Source organism: Streptomyces sp. NPDC097981, assembly GCF_040302565.1.
GTDB lineage: Bacteria > Actinomycetota > Actinomycetes > Streptomycetales > Streptomycetaceae > Streptomyces.
The window spans coordinates 100,189-116,274 of record NZ_JBEORW010000029.1; the positions used below are offsets into that span (position 1 = coordinate 100,189).

The 16,086-nt window shown below is 71.7% G+C and carries 14 protein-coding genes; 13 read left to right on the forward strand and 1 reads right to left on the reverse strand.

Annotation, left to right across the window (positions count from 1 at the left end):
* Window position 1: 1 nt before the first annotated feature.
* From ABTY04_RS26295 to ABTY04_RS26330, 8 genes are all read left to right on the forward strand, one after another.
* On the forward strand, window positions 2–1,111 hold the full coding sequence (locus ABTY04_RS26295; RefSeq protein WP_352215850.1) for a quinone-dependent dihydroorotate dehydrogenase: 1,110 nt from the start codon (window positions 2–4) through the stop codon (window positions 1,109–1,111).
* A 35-nt stretch (window positions 1,112–1,146) separates the two neighbouring features.
* Entirely contained in the window at window positions 1,147–1,980 is an 834-nt protein-coding gene (gene pyrF / locus ABTY04_RS26300; protein WP_352215865.1) for an orotidine-5'-phosphate decarboxylase, read from the forward strand.
* A 301-nt stretch (window positions 1,981–2,281) separates the two neighbouring features.
* A complete protein-coding gene (locus tag ABTY04_RS26305) occupies window positions 2,282–2,605 on the forward strand; it encodes an integration host factor (protein ID WP_008740406.1) in 324 nt (107 codons plus the stop codon).
* 61 nt (window positions 2,606–2,666) lie between these two features.
* Window positions 2,667–3,230 (forward strand): guanylate kinase, encoded by a 564-nt coding sequence (gene gmk / locus ABTY04_RS26310; protein WP_352215851.1) that lies wholly within the window; start codon window positions 2,667–2,669, stop codon window positions 3,228–3,230.
* 73 nt (window positions 3,231–3,303) lie between these two features.
* Window positions 3,304–3,576 (forward strand): DNA-directed RNA polymerase subunit omega, encoded by a 273-nt coding sequence (gene rpoZ / locus ABTY04_RS26315; protein ID WP_004948662.1) that lies wholly within the window; start codon window positions 3,304–3,306, stop codon window positions 3,574–3,576.
* A gap of 99 nt (window positions 3,577–3,675) precedes the next feature.
* Window positions 3,676–4,890, forward strand: a complete 1,215-nt coding sequence (gene coaBC / locus ABTY04_RS26320) for a bifunctional phosphopantothenoylcysteine decarboxylase/phosphopantothenate--cysteine ligase CoaBC (protein ID WP_352215852.1) — start codon at window positions 3,676–3,678, stop codon at window positions 4,888–4,890.
* Between the two features lie 195 nt (window positions 4,891–5,085).
* Window positions 5,086–6,294: a methionine adenosyltransferase gene (gene metK, locus ABTY04_RS26325; protein WP_352215853.1), complete on the forward strand. Its 1,209-nt coding sequence runs from the start codon at window positions 5,086–5,088 to the stop codon at window positions 6,292–6,294.
* A 299-nt stretch (window positions 6,295–6,593) separates the two neighbouring features.
* A complete protein-coding gene (locus ABTY04_RS26330; RefSeq protein ID WP_352215854.1) occupies window positions 6,594–8,726 on the forward strand; it encodes a primosomal protein N' in 2,133 nt (710 codons plus the stop codon).
* Window positions 8,727–8,898: 172 nt separating this feature from the next.
* Here ABTY04_RS26330 and ABTY04_RS26335 read toward each other — a convergent pair whose 3' ends face one another.
* Window positions 8,899–9,417, reverse strand: coding sequence for a hypothetical protein (locus ABTY04_RS26335; protein WP_352215855.1), 519 nt, complete (start codon window positions 9,415–9,417; stop codon window positions 8,899–8,901).
* 288 nt (window positions 9,418–9,705) lie between these two features.
* Here ABTY04_RS26335 and fmt point away from each other — a divergent pair, with 288 nt between their 5' ends.
* The 5 genes from fmt (at window position 9,706) to ABTY04_RS26360 (ending at window position 15,706) form a co-directional block, all read left to right on the forward strand.
* Window positions 9,706–10,650 (forward strand): methionyl-tRNA formyltransferase, encoded by a 945-nt coding sequence (fmt, locus tag ABTY04_RS26340; RefSeq protein WP_352215856.1) that lies wholly within the window; start codon window positions 9,706–9,708, stop codon window positions 10,648–10,650.
* Window positions 10,651–10,718: 68 nt separating this feature from the next.
* On the forward strand, window positions 10,719–12,194 hold the full coding sequence (locus ABTY04_RS26345) for an RsmB/NOP family class I SAM-dependent RNA methyltransferase (RefSeq protein WP_352215857.1): 1,476 nt from the start codon (window positions 10,719–10,721) through the stop codon (window positions 12,192–12,194).
* A 263-nt stretch (window positions 12,195–12,457) separates the two neighbouring features.
* Window positions 12,458–12,913 carry a hypothetical protein gene (locus tag ABTY04_RS26350; protein WP_352215858.1) on the forward strand — a complete coding sequence of 152 codons (456 nt, stop codon included), beginning with the start codon at window positions 12,458–12,460 and terminating at the stop codon, window positions 12,911–12,913.
* Between the two features lie 7 nt (window positions 12,914–12,920).
* Complete coding sequence (locus ABTY04_RS26355; RefSeq protein ID WP_352215859.1) at window positions 12,921–14,744, forward strand: alpha/beta hydrolase; 1,824 nt, start codon at window positions 12,921–12,923, stop codon at window positions 14,742–14,744.
* Complete coding sequence (locus tag ABTY04_RS26360; protein WP_352215860.1) at window positions 14,741–15,706, forward strand: hypothetical protein; 966 nt, start codon at window positions 14,741–14,743, stop codon at window positions 15,704–15,706. Before ABTY04_RS26355 ends, ABTY04_RS26360 begins: the two co-directional genes overlap by 4 nt.
* The last annotated feature ends 380 nt before the right edge of the window (window positions 15,707–16,086 follow it).

A 16,086-nucleotide genomic window follows, 5' to 3' on the forward strand; every position in this document is an offset into this window, starting at 1 on the left:
CATGTACAAACTCTTCTTCGACCTCGTCTTCAAGCGGATGGACCCGGAGCAGGCCCACTACCTGGCCTTCCGCTGGATCCGCCTCGCGGCCCGCACCCCGGTGCTGCGCACCTTCGTGGCGGCCGCCCTGGCCCCGCGCTTCAAGGAGCTGCGCACCGAGGCGCTCGGGCTGCGCATGCACGGCCCCTTCGGCCTCGCGGCGGGCTTCGACAAGAACGCCGTCGCCATCGACGGCATGTCCATGCTCGGCTTCGACCACATCGAGATCGGCACGGTCACGGCGCAGGCGCAGCCCGGCAACCCCAAGAAGCGGCTGTTCCGGCTCGTGCCGGACCGCGCACTGATCAACCGCATGGGCTTCAACAACGAGGGCTCGGCGGCCGTGGCGGACCGCCTGGCGGCCCGTGTGCCGGTCTTCAGGACGGTCGTGGGCGTCAACATCGGCAAGACCAAGGTCGTGCCGGAGGAGGAGGCGGTGGCGGACTACGTCGCCTCCACCGAGCGGCTGGCCCGCCACGCGGACTACCTGGTCGTGAACGTCTCCTCGCCGAACACGCCGGGCCTGCGCAACCTCCAGGCCACCGAGTCCCTGCGCCCCCTCCTGACGGCCGTACGGGAGGCCGCGGACCGCACGGTGACCGACCGCCGGGTCCCGCTCCTCGTCAAGATCGCCCCCGACCTCGCGGACGAGGACGTGGACGCGGTCGCGGACCTGGCGCTGGAGCTGGGCCTGGACGGCATCATCGCGACGAACACCACCATCGCGCGGGAGGGGCTGGGCCTGAAGTCCTCCCCGTCCCTCGTGAAGGAGACCGGCGGCCTGTCCGGAGCCCCGGTCAAGGAGCGCTCCCTGGAGGTCCTGCGCCGCCTGTACGCCCGCGTGGGCGACCGCCTGGTGCTGGTGGGCGTCGGGGGCATCGAGAACGCCGAGGACGCCTGGCAGCGGATCCTGGCCGGCGCGACCCTGATCCAGGGGTACAGCGCGTTCATCTACGAGGGCCCGTTCTACGCCCGCGCCATCCACAAGGGCCTGGCCGCGCGCCTGGCCACCAGCCCGTACGCGACCCTCGCCGAGGCCGTCGGTGCCGAAACCCGAAAGGCCGCCCAGTGACCGAGACCTCCGTGACGCAGACCCCCGAGACCCCCGTGACGCCCTTCGGCACCCGCCTGCGCGCGGCGATGGACACCCGAGGCCCGCTCTGCGTGGGCATCGACCCGCACGCGGCCCTCCTCTCGTCGTGGGGCCTGAACGACGACATCGCGGGCCTGGAGAAGTTCTCCCGCACGGTCGTCGAGGCGCTGGCCGACTCGGTCGCCGTCTTCAAGCCGCAGGCGGCCTTCTTCGAGCGCTTCGGCTCGAAGGGCATCGCGGTGCTGGAGCAGACCGTGGCCGACGCCCGGGCGGCGGGCACCCTGGTCGTGATGGACGCGAAGCGCGGCGACATCGGCTCGACGATGGCCGCGTACGCGCAGACCTTCCTGTCGCCGTCCTCGCCGCTGTTCTCCGACGCGCTGACGGTGTCCCCGTACCTGGGCTACGGCTCGCTGGAGCCGGCGGTGGAGCTGGCCCGCCGCTCGGGCGCCGGGCTCTTCGTCCTCGCCCTCACTTCCAACCCGGAGGGCGCGGAGGTCCAGCGCGCGGTGCGCGAGGACGGCCGGACCATCGGTGCGACGATGCTCGGCCACCTGGCGGCGGAGAACGCCGGCGCGTCGCCGATGGGCTCCTTCGGAGCCGTGGTCGGCGCCACGCTGGGCGATCTGTCGTCGTTCGACCTGGACATCAACGGGCCGCTGCTGGCTCCGGGCATCGGTGCGCAGGGCGCGACGGCGGCCGACCTGCCGGCGGTCTTCGGCGCGGCCGTGCGCAACGTCGTCCCGAACGTGTCGCGGGGCGTGCTGAAGCACGGTCCGGACGCCGCCGCGCTGCGCTCCTCGGCCGCCCGGTTCGCGGACGAAATCCGCGCGGCGGTCTCCGCCTGACGTCGTCCGGGAGAGCCGCCGACCGCACCGACCGCACCGCACGTCGTACGGTCTGACGAAATTCGAACGTCTTTCACCGGACAAAACCGGGGTGATTTGTCGGTGATGTACGGTTCAGTGGAGGCTGACCAGGACTTTTCGTCCGTTCTCGCTGACTGGAGCGGCCATGCCCGCTAGTCTCCGAGCAGAGTGAACGAGCAGCGAACGAGTTCCACCGCTGTTCGGGCATTCGCCTGGTGTGGCGCCCTAGGGTTCCCCACCGGTCCGTATCCGACAGTTCGACATCCGAGGTGACGTAGGCGTGGCTCTTCCGCCCCTTACCCCTGAACAGCGCGCAGCCGCGCTCGAAAAGGCCGCCGCGGCTCGCCGGGAGCGGGCCGAGGTGAAGAATCGACTCAAGCACTCCGGCGCCTCGCTCCAAGAGGTCATCAAGACGGGCCAGGAGAACGACGTCATCGGCAAGATGAAGGTCTCCGCCCTGCTGGAGTCCCTGCCTGGCGTGGGCAAGGTCCGCGCCAAGCAGATCATGGAGCGCCTCGGCATCTCCGAGTCCCGGCGTGTCCGAGGTCTCGGTTCCAACCAGATCGCGTCTCTGGAGCGTGAGTTCGGCACCCCTGCCGGCTGACGCGTTGCCTGAAGTTCTTCCGGCGTTCTCAGGCAGTCCCGAGAACCTGGATAATCGCTCTATGGCAGCAGAGGTTCGTCCGCGGCTGACCGTGCTCTCCGGCCCTTCGGGGGTCGGCAAGAGCACGGTCGTCGCGCATATGCGCAAGGTCCACCCCGAGGTATGGCTCTCGGTGTCGGCCACCACCCGCAAGCCGCGGCCCGGTGAGCGACACGGAGTCCACTACTTCTTCGTCAACGACGACGAGTTCGACAAGCTGATCGCCAACGGCGAGCTGCTGGAGTGGGCCGAGTTCGCGGGCAACCGCTACGGCACACCGCGCGGCGCGGTGGTGGAGCGACTGGAGAACGGCGAACCCGTCCTCCTGGAGATCGACCTCCAGGGCGCGCGACTCGTCCGCGAGTCGATGCCCGAAGCCCAGCTGGTCTTCCTGGCGCCGCCGAGCTGGGAGGAGCTGGTCCGCCGGCTCACCGGCCGCGGCACCGAGTCGCCGGAGGTCATCCAGCGCCGGCTGGAGACCGCCAAGGTCGAGCTCGCTGCCGAGTCCGAGTTCGACACCACCCTGGTCAACACCTCCGTCGAGGACGTGGCACGTGAGCTGCTAGCCTTGGTGGCAGTTGTCTGATCGTTGATCGATGTTCAATCGATCGGTGTTCGTCAGCGTTTCGATCTTTCAACCCATCTTCGGAAGGTAGAGCGTGTCCTCTTCCATCACTGCGCCCGAGGGCATCATCAACCCGCCGATCGACGAGCTGCTTGAGGCCACGGACTCGAAGTACAGCCTCGTGATCTACGCGGCCAAGCGCGCGCGTCAGATCAATGCGTACTACTCGCAGCTCGGTGAGGGCCTGCTTGAGTACGTCGGCCCGCTGGTGGACACCCACGTCCACGAGAAGCCGCTTTCGATCGCGCTGCGCGAGATCAACGCGGGTCTGCTGACCTCCGAGGCCATCGAGGCCCCGGCCCAGTAAGGCTTCGTGCATTCCTTTCACCACAGGCCCGGCAGAACATCTGCCGGGCCTGTGGTGTGTCATAGACAGGTACGACGATCAGCCGAAAGGGCGTGTGTGGTGGGTAAGCCGAAGGTCGTGCTCGGAGTCAGCGGCGGGATCGCCGCGTACAAGGCCTGCGAGCTGCTGCGCCGACTGACCGAGTCCGGACACGACGTACGGGTGGTGCCCACGGCGGCGTCCCTGAACTTCGTGGGCGAGGCCACCTGGGCCGCGCTGTCCGGCAACCCGGCCCAGGCCGAGGTCTGGGAGACCGTCCACGAGGTGCCGCACGTCCGGATCGGACAGTCCGCCGACCTCGTCGTCGTCGCCCCGGCCACCGCCGACATGCTCGCCAAGGCCGCGCACGGCCTCGCCGACGACCTGCTCACCAACACGCTCCTCACCGCCCGCTGCCCGGTGGTCTTCGCCCCCGCCATGCACACCGAGATGTGGGAGCACCCCGCCACCCGGGAGAACGTGGCCACGCTGCGCCGCCGCGGCGCCGTCGTCATCGAGCCCGCCGTCGGCCGGCTCACCGGCAAGGACACCGGCAAGGGACGGCTCCCCGACCCCGAGGAGATCTACGAGGTGTGCCGCAGGGTCCTGGCCCGCGGGGTGGCCGAGCCCGACCTGGCCGGCCGGCACGTGGTGATCAGCGCGGGCGGCACCAGGGAACCGCTCGACCCGGTCCGGTTCCTCGGCAACCGCTCCTCCGGCAAGCAGGGCTACGCACTGGCCCGCACGGCCGTGGCCCGCGGGGCGCGGGTCACCCTCGTGGCGGCCAACACCGCGCTCGCCGACCCGGCCGGCGTGGACGTCGTACGGGTGGGGACGGCCGTACAGCTGCGCGAGGCCGTGCTCAAGGCGGCCGCGGACGCCGACGCCGTGGTGATGGCCGCGGCCGTCGCCGACTTCCGGCCGGCCGAGTACGCCGGCGGCAAGATCAAGAAGAAGGACGGCCAGGACCCGGCGCCGGTGGCGCTCGTCCGCAACCCCGACGTCCTCGCGGAGGTCTCGGCCGACCGGGCCAGGGAAGGCCAGGTCGTGGTGGGATTCGCCGCCGAGACCGACGACGTGCTCGCGAACGGCCGGGCCAAACTGCTCCGCAAGGGGTGTGATCTTCTCGTCGTGAACGAGGTGGGCGAATCCAAGACCTTCGGTTCCGAGGAGAACGAGGCTGTGATCCTGGCCTCCGATGGGGCCGAGATGCCGGTTCCCTATGGTCCGAAGGAAGCGCTTGCCGAGGTGATTTGGGATCAGGTCGCCCCGCGACTCGCCCCCCGACGCGCCTGAGCAACGGCCCTTCTCGTAGCCGATTCCATGAGCCAGAATGGAGTGCCGCAGGTCACATGGCTCCCATTGGGCGAGACAAGTGGTCCGCTAAACGGTGGCGACCGATAAACTGCATCCGGAACGTGATCGGGCGCAGCCCCCGGTGTGGTTCCGCCAAATGATCAGCCAGCAGCCGCTGCAACCCCAGGGAGCGTTGTGTCCCGTCGCCTGTTCACCTCGGAGTCCGTCACCGAGGGTCACCCCGACAAGATCGCTGACCAGATCAGCGACACGATCCTCGATGCGCTTCTCGCCGAGGACCCGACCTCGCGTGTGGCCGTGGAGACCCTCATCACCACCGGTCTCGTCCACATCGCCGGTGAGGTGACGACGAAGGCCTACGCGCCGATCGCGCAGCTCGTCCGCGACAAGATCCTCGAGATCGGCTACGACTCCTCGAAGAAGGGCTTCGACGGCGCCTCCTGCGGCGTGTCGGTGTCCATCGGCGCCCAGTCCCCGGACATCGCCCAGGGCGTGGACACCGCCTACGAGAAGCGCGTCGAGGGCGACGAGGACGAGCTCGACAAGCAGGGCGCCGGCGACCAGGGCCTGATGTTCGGCTACGCGTGCGACGAGACCCCCGAGCTCATGCCGCTCCCGATCCACATCGCGCACCGGCTCTCGCGCCGCCTGTCCGAGGTCCGCAAGAACGGCACCATCCCGTACCTGCGCCCCGACGGCAAGACCCAGGTCACCATCGAGTACGACGGTGACAAGGCCGTCCGCCTCGACACGGTCGTCGTGTCCTCGCAGCACGCCTCGGACATCGACCTGGACTCGCTGCTCGCCCCCGACATCCGCGAGTTCGTCGTCGAGCACGTGCTCAAGGAGCTCGTCGAGGACGGCATCAAGCTGGACACCGAGGGCTACCGCCTGCTGGTCAACCCGACCGGCCGCTTCGAGATCGGCGGCCCGATGGGCGACGCCGGCCTGACCGGCCGCAAGATCATCATCGACACGTACGGCGGCATGGCCCGCCACGGCGGCGGCGCCTTCTCCGGCAAGGACCCGTCCAAGGTCGACCGCTCCGCCGCCTACGCGATGCGCTGGGTCGCCAAGAACGTGGTCGCCGCGGGCCTGGCCTCGCGCTGCGAGGTCCAGGTGGCGTACGCCATCGGCAAGGCCGAGCCCGTCGGCCTCTTCGTCGAGACCTTCGGCACCGCCAAGGTCGAGGTCCAGAAGATCGAGGACGCGATCGGCCAGGTCTTCGACCTCCGCCCGGCCGCGATCATCCGCGACCTCGACCTGCTGCGCCCGATCTACGCCCAGACCGCCGCCTACGGCCACTTCGGCCGCGAGCTGCCGGACTTCACCTGGGAGCGCACCGACCGCGTCGACGCGCTGCGCACGGCCGCAGGCCTGTAAGACCCCCGCGTACGCGCGTATGCAGCCGACGGCCCCGGACCCCTGCGGTCCGGGGCCGTCGGCGTTCCGCGTGGCCTGTGGTCCGCGTCCTGGAACCGCGTCCCCTGCGTCGGAAAATATGGGTGACCTGCGGCGTCTTCGCGGATGCGCCGGCGCACGCCTCCCGGTGCGAAGGCGACGGATACATCTGGAGCAGGCGGGTTCTCCCCGCGGTGAGGGAAACCCTCCGCCGCCGACCAAGATCTCGGGAGCGCGGCCGGCCCCGTCCGTTGTCGGTGGGGTTTGGTAAGAATGCGGGTGTGAGCAGCACGAACGAATCCGGACAGCAGGGCGGGGACCAGGGTCCCGGCGGTCCGCCGGAGCAGCTCGCGCTGATGCGGGAGATGGTCGCCGAGGCGAAGGCCAAGGCCCCCAAGGCCAAACCGCGCACCTGGCGGGGCGCCGCCCTCGCCCGGGAACTGCCCGTCGCCCGGGTCCTCGTCAACAAGGGCGTCCTCCACCTCGACCAGCTCTGGGACTACGCCGTCCCCGAGGAGCTCTCCGAGGCCGCGCAGCCCGGCGTCCGCGTCCGGGTCCGCTTCGGAGCCGGCTCCCACCAGGTCCACGGAGGCCGCCGCGAGGGCGGCGGCCTCATCGACGGGTTCATCGTCGAGCGCCGCGCCGAATCCGACTACAACGGCGCCCTGGCCGCCCTCGCCCACGTCGTCTCGCCCGAGGTCGTCCTCACCCCGGGCATGCTCGCCCTGGCCCGCGCCGTCGCCGACCGGTACGCCGGCAGCCTGGCCGACGTATTGCAGCTCGCGCTGCCCCCGCGCAACGCCCGCGCCGAGGCCAAGCCCTCACCCGAGCCGCTGCCCCCGCCCGCCCCGCCCGAGCCCGGCGGCTGGGCGCGCTACGGCTCCGGCCCCGCCTTCCTGCGGGCCCTCGCCGCCGGCTCCGCCCCGCGTGCCGTCTGGACCGCCCTGCCCGGCCCCGGCTGGGCCGACGAGCTGGCCCGGGCCATGGCCGCCACCCTCGCCTCCGGCCGGGGCGCCCTCGCCGTCCTGCCCGACGGGCGCACCGCGGCCCGGGTCGACGCGGCGCTGACCGCCCTGCTCGGCGAGGGGCGGCACGCCCTGCTGACCGCCGAATCGGGCCCGGAGAAGCGCTACCGCCAGTGGCTCGCCGTGCACCGCGGCTCGGTACGGGCCGTCATCGGCACCCGCGCCGCGATGTTCGCGCCCGTACGGGACCTCGGGCTGGTCGCCATCTGGGACGACGGCGACTCCAGCCACGGCGACGACCACGCGCCGTTCCCCCACGTACGGGAGGTGCTGGAGCTGCGCGCCGTCGGCGACGGCTGCGGATTCCTGGCCGGGAGCACGAGCTGCACCGTGGAGGCCGCCCAGCTGGTCGAGACGGGCTGGGCGCGCCCGCTGGTCGCCGACCGGGAGACGGTACGGGCCTGCGCGCCCCGGATCCGGACCGTGGGCGACGAACTGCTGGCCCGGGACGAGGCGGCCCGCGCGGCCCGGCTGCCGAGCCTGGCCTGGGAGACCGTACGGGAGGGGCTGAAGTCAGGGCCCGTGCTCGTGCAGGTGCCCCGGCGTGGCTATGCGCCGCGGCTGGCGTGCGAGCGCTGCCGCACCCCCGCCCGCTGCACGGTCTGCGCGGGCCCCCTGGAGGCGCCCGACGCGCGGGATCTGCACTGCGGCTGGTGCGGACGGCAGGAGACCGCCTGGCATTGCGAGGAGTGCGGGTCCTTCCGGCTGCGCGCCCAGGTGGTCGGCGCCCGGCGGACGGCCGAGGAGCTCGGACGGGCCTTCCCGGCCGTGCCCGTACGCACGTCCGGCCGCGACCACGTCCTGGACGAGGTGCCCGACCGGCCCGCCCTGGTGGTGTGCACCCCCGGTGCCGAGCCGGTCGCGGCGGGCACGGGGTACGCGGCGGCGCTGCTGCTGGACGGCTGGGCGATGCTGACCCGGCCCGACCTGCGGGCCGGGGAGGACGCGCTGCGCCGCTGGATCGCCGCCGCCTCGCTGGTCAGGGGGGAGGGGCAGGTCGTCGTGGTCGCCGAACCGACGCTGCGGCCGGTCCAGGCCCTCGTGCGGTGGGATCCGGTGGGCCATGCCGTACGCGAACTCGCCGAGCGGGCCCAGCTCGGCTTCCCGCCGGTGTCCCGGATGGCCGCCGTGGCCGGGCGGGGCGAGGCGGTGGAGGCCTTCCTGGCCGGCGCGGGGCTGCCGCCGGACGCCGAGGTGCTCGGCCCGGTCCCGGTGCCGGGGCGGCGGGGGGAGCCGTCGCCGGGGGAGCGGGCCCTGGTCCGCGTCCCGCCCGGCAGCGGGGCGGCGCTGGCGGCCGCCCTGAAATCGGCCCAGGCGGCCCGGCTGGCCCGGGGAGTTCCGGCGGCGGAGGCGGTCCGGGTGCGGATCGACCCGCCGGACATCGGCTGAGGCCGCGGCCCCGGCCGCGCCGTCGCCTCGCCGCGCGCAGCCGAACGCCCCTGGTGGGAACGGCCGGAGGGGTCGTCCCGCCAGGGGCGGGATGCGGGTGCGGCGGCGCTCCGGCCGGCCGTCGGAGGTCGGCGTCCCGGCGGCCGGCGGCGGATCAGCCGTTGCCGGCGGATCAGCCGCTACGGGGTCCCGGGAGGGCCGCGGAGCGGGACGGGGCCGTGGCCTGGGACTCCTCGCGCACCGGCTGCGGCGGGACCGAGCGGGCCGCCGGGACGGTGGGCAGCGGCCCCAGGGTCCGGGTGGTCGTGCCCTCGGCCAGCGGCTCCGCGGACTCCGCGGCCTGCGCCCGCCGGGCTCCGTACCGCCGGTGCACGGCCTGCTTGGTGACGCCGAGCGCGGAACCCACCGCGTCCCACGAGAAGCCGAGCGAGCGGTCGAAGTCCACCGCTGCGGTCACCAGCGTCTCGACACTGTCCCGCAGCTCCTGCGCGAGGCGGACGGTGGGCGCGGGGGCCCTGCCGTAGACGACGAAGCCCGTGGAGGGACCGGAGCGGCGCGGGCGGTACACGTTGCCGAGCTGGGCGGTGAGCGTACGCAGAGCATCCACCTGCCGGCGAACCCGCTCGATGTCCCGCACCAGGAGGTGCAGGCTGGCCCGTGCTTGGGCGTCGTGGGTGGCGTGGTCGGCCATGAAGAAGCCTCTCGAACCGGTGCTGAAGAGCGGATCGGGCCGCAGACACCGTTCTCAACGCGCGGCCCGGTTTCGGTCAATCTCTCTTGACCAACGCGCCAAACGGCCATGAAGTCACGCACCAAAGGCGTGTCGGCATATGCGAGAGGCGCGCGTGTGTGCGTACGCCCCCTGGTGGGGCGACAGTGGCCTCTGGGACGCCTGTTGATCGGGCCGGGCACCCCACGGCGAGGCCGGGACCATAGACTGGTGCGCTGCTGACAGCCGAGATAGCGAGGTAGGACCCCAGTGAAGCTCGTCTTCGCAGGCACCCCCGAGGTTGCCGTGCCCGCCCTGGACGCCCTGATCGCCTCCGGGCGCCACGAGGTCGCCGCCGTCGTCACCCGGCCCGACGCACCGGCCGGCCGCGGCCGGCGCCTCGTCGCCAGCCCGGTCGCCGAGCGCGCCGAGGAGGCCGGCATCGAGGTCCTCAAGCCGGCCCGGCCCCGCGACCCGGAATTCCAGGCCCGGCTGCGCGAGATCGACCCCGACTGCTGCCCGGTCGTCGCGTACGGCGCGCTGATCCCCAAGAGCGCCCTCGACATCCCCCGCCGCGGCTGGGTCAACCTGCACTTCTCGCTGCTGCCCGCCTGGCGCGGGGCCGCGCCCGTACAGCACTCGATCATGGCGGGGGACCAGGTCACCGGCGCTTCGACCTTCCTCATCGAGGAGGGCCTGGACTCCGGACCCGTCTACGGCCACCTGACCGAGGAGATCCGGCCCACCGACACCAGTGGCGACCTGCTGACCCGCCTCGCCTTCGCCGGCGCCGGCCTGCTGGCCGCCACCATGGACGGCATCGAGGACGGCACCCTGCGCGCCGTCGGGCAGCCCGCCGACGGGATCTCGCAGGCCCCCAAGATCACCGTCGAGGACGCCCGGATCGACTGGAACGCCCCGGCGATGCGCGCCGACCGCGTGGTGCGCGGCTGCACGCCCGCCCCGGGAGCATGGACCGTCTTCCGCGGGGAGCGGCTCAAGCTGATCTCCGTCGGCCTCGTCACCGACCGCACGGACCTGGCACCCGGCGAGCTCGCCCCCGCCAAGAACAACGTGTACGTCGGCACCGGCTCGCACGCCGTGGAGCTGCTCTGGGTGCAGCCCCAGGGCAAGAAGCCGATGCGCGGAGCCGACTGGGCACGCGGCGTGCGGATCGCTCCCGGCGAGCGCCTCGGCGGGGCCGACGTAGGCTGAACCTGAGCCGTAGCGGCACTTGCAGCACCTGCAGTACTCGTAACTCGTACATCCGGAGCACCTTTCACGTGAGCGAACAGCCCCGTCGTCGTCCCGCAGCCGGCCGCGCAGGTGGCGCGGGCGGCAAGCAGGCCAAGCCGTACCGCCGTCCCAAGAAGGACCCCGTCCGCATGCTGGCCTTCGAGGTCCTCCGGGCGGTGGACGAGCGCGACGCGTACGCGAACCTCGTCCTGCCCCCGCTGCTGCGCAAGGCCCGCCAGGACGAGGACTTCCAGGCCCGCGACGCGGCCCTGGCCACCGAGCTGGTGTACGGGACGCTGCGCCGCCAGGGCACGTACGACGCGGTCATCAAGGCCTGCATCGACCGGCCGCTGCGCGAGGTGGACCCGCCGGTACTGGACGTGCTCTCGCTCGGCGCCCACCAGCTGCTGGGGACCCGGATCCCCACGCACGCGGCGGTGTCGGCCAGCGTCGAGCTCGCCCGGGTGGTACTCGGGGACGGGCGCGCCAAGTTCGTGAACGCCGTGCTGCGCAAGATCGCCGCGCACGACTTGGACGGCTGGCTTGAGCGGGTGGCCCCGCCCTACGAGGAGGACGCCGAGGAGCACCTCGCGGTGTACCACTCGCACCCCAGGTGGGTCGTCAGCGCCCTGTGGGACGCGCTCGGCGGCGGCCGGGCCGGCATCGAGGACCTCCTCGAAGCCGACAACGAGCGGCCCGAGGTCACGCTGGTGGCGCGGCCGGGCCGCTCCACCCGGGAGGAACTGCTGGAGGCGGTCGGCGAGGACTCGGCGCTGCCGGGGCGCTGGTCGCCGTACGCCGTCCGGATGGCCGAGGGCGGCGAACCCGGCGCGCTGGAGGCGGTCCGCGAGGGGCGCGCCGGCGTCCAGGACGAGGGCAGCCAGCTGGTGGCGATGGCCCTGGCGGCCGCGCCGGTCGAGGGCAGCGACGAGCGCTGGCTGGACGGCTGCGCGGGACCCGGCGGCAAGGCGGCCCTGCTGGCGGCCCTGGCAGCGCAGCGCGGGGCGTTCCTGCTGGCCTCCGAGAAGCAGCCGCACCGGGCACGGCTCGTGGAGCGGGCCCTGACCGGCAACCCCGGCCCGTACCAGGTCATCGCGGCCGACGGCACCCGGCCGCCGTGGCGGCCGGGCTCCTTCGACCGGGTCCTGATGGACGTCCCGTGCTCCGGCCTGGGCGCGCTGCGCCGCCGCCCGGAGGCGCGGTGGCGGCGCCGCCCCGAGGATCTGGAGGGCTTTGCCCCGCTCCAGCGTGCGCTGCTGCGGGAGGCGCTGTCGGCGGTCCGGGTCGGCGGAGTCGTGGGCTACGCGACGTGCTCGCCCCACCTGGCGGAGACCCGGGTGGTCGTGGACGACGTCCTCAAGGGCCGCGGAGCGGGAGCCTCGCCGGTGTCGGCCGAACTGATCGACGCCAGGCCGTACATGGCGGGCGTCCCGGCCCTGGGCGACGGCCCGGACGTACAGCTGTGGCCGCACCTGCACGGGACGGACGCGATGTACCTGGCGCTCATCCGGCGCACGGGGTAGGGGGCGGGGGCGGGCTCGGGGGCTCGGGGGGCTCGGGGAGACGCACAGTGCGTCCCGCGCGAGTCGGACCTGCACGCAACAGCCGCCGGGACGACGTTGATCGCCGACGGCCACCCGCCCGCGCCCGCGGTCACCCTTCCGCAACACCCTTGAGCGGGGCAGGCGCTCATGCACATAGGTACAGGTACTCATGAGCTGCGTGTTGCTGGTGCGATGTAATGTACCCGGCTGATGTGATCCGCAGGGGTAGACGGGGGCTGCGCATGGCGTGGGACGAGTGGGAACAGATCAAGGCCGGCGGGAATGACGGGCAGTCCGTGGCGATGCGGCTCAACCACGTTCCGGTCGAGCCCAGTTCCGGGCCCAGCGCCGTGACCGGCGGCCTGGTCTCCAGCAAGAAGGCGTGGACCGCGGCCGGCGAAGGAGTCGGCTCCCTGCGCCAGAACGTCAGCACCGCGCTGACCAAGCTGGAGAACGGCCAGAGCGGGCTCGACGCGATCAAGGGTTGCGAGAGCGCGGCGGCTCAGAAGGAGGTGTACGACTCCTGGAAGAAGTACGCCGAGAGCGTCAGCGAGCGCTGCGGCTCGCTCCAGTCGGTCCTCGGACAGGTGGGCCGCGACCTGCTGACCACCGATGAGGCGGTCAACGCCGAAATGAACAAGCTGAACGCCAAGTACGCGGACACGGACGCGCTCGGCGGCCAGACGAAGGGCCAGTGACCGCGCGATGGACTACGCCACCCTCAAGGCCCTCAAGCCCTCCGAGTTCGAGGACGCCGCCGATGGATACCGCGCCATGGGCAGCATGGCCCAGGCGGCCAAGGACCATGTCGAGAACTCCGTCGCCGCGGGCATGCGCAAGGCGCTGTCGGGCGAGGCGGCGAATGCCTCGCAGAAGCAGCTCCAAGCCCTGGCGAAGAACTTCCAGTACACCCAGACCGAATGCGGTGTGATCAGCACGGCTCTGAACGGGCTCGCCTACGACATGGCAGCCGCCCAGCGGAAGCTGGAAGCGGCGGTCCACGACGCCGAGGCGGACGGCTGCACGGTGAAGGCGGACGGCTCGGTCGCGTACCCGGCAGGTCAGAAGCCGGGCGCCGAGAAGGTCACCGAGGGCGGCACGGTCACCGGGAGCGCCGGAGGGAACGCCACCTCCGACGCACTGGACCGCCAAGCGGCGAACATCCACCCGAACCCGAACTTCGGCAAGGCGATCGGGTACGCGGACCGGATCGCCGACGCGATCAAGGAAGCCACGGACGCGGACACGAAGTGGGCGCCGAAGATACGGGCCCTCAAGGCCGATGACGACCTGACGGTTTCCGCCCGGGACTGGACGGACGTCACCTCGGACACCGGTGGCGTACGCGAGGCGGCCGATGCCTACCTCCACACGATCAAGCCACCGCCGAAGAACGACTGGCCCCAGGACAACGCCAACTGGTGGAACGGCCTCTCCGACGAGCAGCGCGAAGCCTACGTCTCCATGCACCCCGCGAGCATCGGAGCGCTCGACGGCCTCCCCTCGGCCGTACGCGACGACGCGAACCGCACCGTGCTCGCGGAACAGCGCGGCGCCAAGCAGGTGGAGTACGACGCCTGGCTCAAGAAGGAGCCGGAGCACTACAAGCCCTACATCAGCCCCATCACGGGCCGCGAGGTGAAGGGCGCGATGGTCCCGACGGACGAGTGGAAGGAATGGGAGGAGAAGAGGAAGAAGATCGAGAACGGCTACAAGGGCATGGACGACATACAGAAACGTTTCGACAGCTACACGAGCGAGAGCAACCGCCCCTATCTGCTCGGCTTCGACGGCAACAACATGGGGCGCGCCATCGTCTCCATCGGCAATCCGGACACCGCCGACAACGTGGTGACGTACGTGCCCGGGACGTTCGCCAAGCTGGAGTCCATCAGCGGAGACATGGACAGGGCCGTGGCGCTCCAGGCGGAGGCGGAGCGCCAGGATTCCGCCCACAAGACGGCGTCGATCGTCTGGCTCGGCTACGACGCCCCGCAGGGCATCGCGACCGATGCGACGGAGACCAAGTGGGCCGACAATGCGAGGGAGCCGCTGGGCAACTTCGTTCAGGGCATCCAGGAAGCCAATCACCATGGCGTCAAGCAGACGCTCCTGGGCCACAGCTACGGGTCCCTGGTCGTCGGCGAGACGATGAGCATGCACATCGACCTGCCGGTCGAGAACGCGATCATGGTGGGCAGTCCGGGCGTGGGCGTGGACCACGCGAAGGACCTGAACATCCCGCCTGACCATGTCTTCGCGGCCACGGCCAAGAACGACCTGATCAACATCGCCCCACCCCCGGCCCGCGACCCGCTCAGCCCGAAGGCGTACTGGGACCTCTTCGACGACCACACGATCGTTCACGGAACCGATCCGACGTCCGACGACTTCGGGGGCCAGGTCTTCAAGGTCCCTGACGGTAAGCACCCGGGCAAGGACTGGGAAGTGATGCCCGCACACTCCCAGTACTGGGACGAAAAGCCCCTCGGTAGCCTGGCGAAGATCGTTACCGGAGGACGACCGTGAAGCTACGCAAAGCAATCCCGGCTGCCGCACTGCTGGCCATGACGATCATGGTGACCGCGTGCGGGGGGCAGGGGGACGGACAGAAAACCGGCGGCAAGGCACCGAAGCAGGTCAAGATGAACGAGCAGCAGGCGATCGACCGGGCAGAAGAAATCATTCACCAGGCGGTGGACGGCATGTCGCCCCAACCGAGACTGGAGCGCATGGGCAACGCCCCTGTCGGCGCCTGCATCGCCAGGGACGACCACGGCCCCGACGACCGCGTGCAGGTCACCGTCATCTACAAACTGACCGGCGTTCCGGGGTCCGAGGCCCAGAACCTCGTGCGGCAGGCACGGGACGCCTGGCTGAAGCAGGGCTACAAGTACAACACTTCGGGCGAGGTCGACTGGGCCAGCCCCTTTCCGACGGTCTACATGCGTACGGAGCCCGACGACTTCTGGATGGACGCCGTGACCGGCGTCACGGACCGCGCCAAGGGCGAGGGCGTCGCCTCCGTCAAGGTGACATCGCCCTGCTTCCTCCCGCCGGGTAAGGCTTCGGCGGCGACCGCGGCCGATCCCGCCGGGCTGGAGGCCCCGCGGATCGACGAGGCCGCGCGGGACCGCGCCGTCGGCCACTCCAGCCGGATCTACGACGCGCTGCACGTCGGGTCGGCGCCCACGCAGCCCGGGGAAGGCCTCAGCACGGTCCGGGACGAGTCCGGGACCTCGGTCCACCACACCTGGTCGACCCCGCCGCTGCCGCAGGACGAGGGGGTACGGGCCGTGGCACGCGCGCAGGCGTACTTCCAGGGCGCGGGGTGGAACGTGCGCCACATGCCGACGCTTGAGGGCCTCCCGGCCGTCGTCGCCGGCCACCCCGAAGAGCACACGGTCGCACAGGTCGCGGTCTCGGCCACCGGCGCGGTGCGCGTCGCGGTGACGACGCCCCTCAACGGCCCGGCGTCCGCAGACGTATGACAGCCGTGAGGAGTCTCGGCCGAGGGAACCCGCTGGGCCGAGACCGTGAGCCGGAACTGCGTGGCGCACTGCTGCTCCGGCCCGCCCACCGGGGGATTGATCGGGATGCCGGGGTCGGGGTCTGAGTCGACCGGGGTCGGTGGGGTGTCCGGGGGCGTCCCGCCAGTCCACTGTCCTTCCGGTTCGGTCCGGGCCGTCAAGGGCGCTCCTTCGTCGCGTCGCTTCGCGATGGCCTTCGGCCACCCTTGACTGCCCGGCCCGCCCCGGAATGCCAAAGACTGTCGGGAAGCCCCCGAAGGAATGGCCGGGAGGTTCATGTCCAGGCCATCGCGATCAGAGATGCCGCCCAGCAGTCCCGGTCATCCGCACCCCGGCCCCCC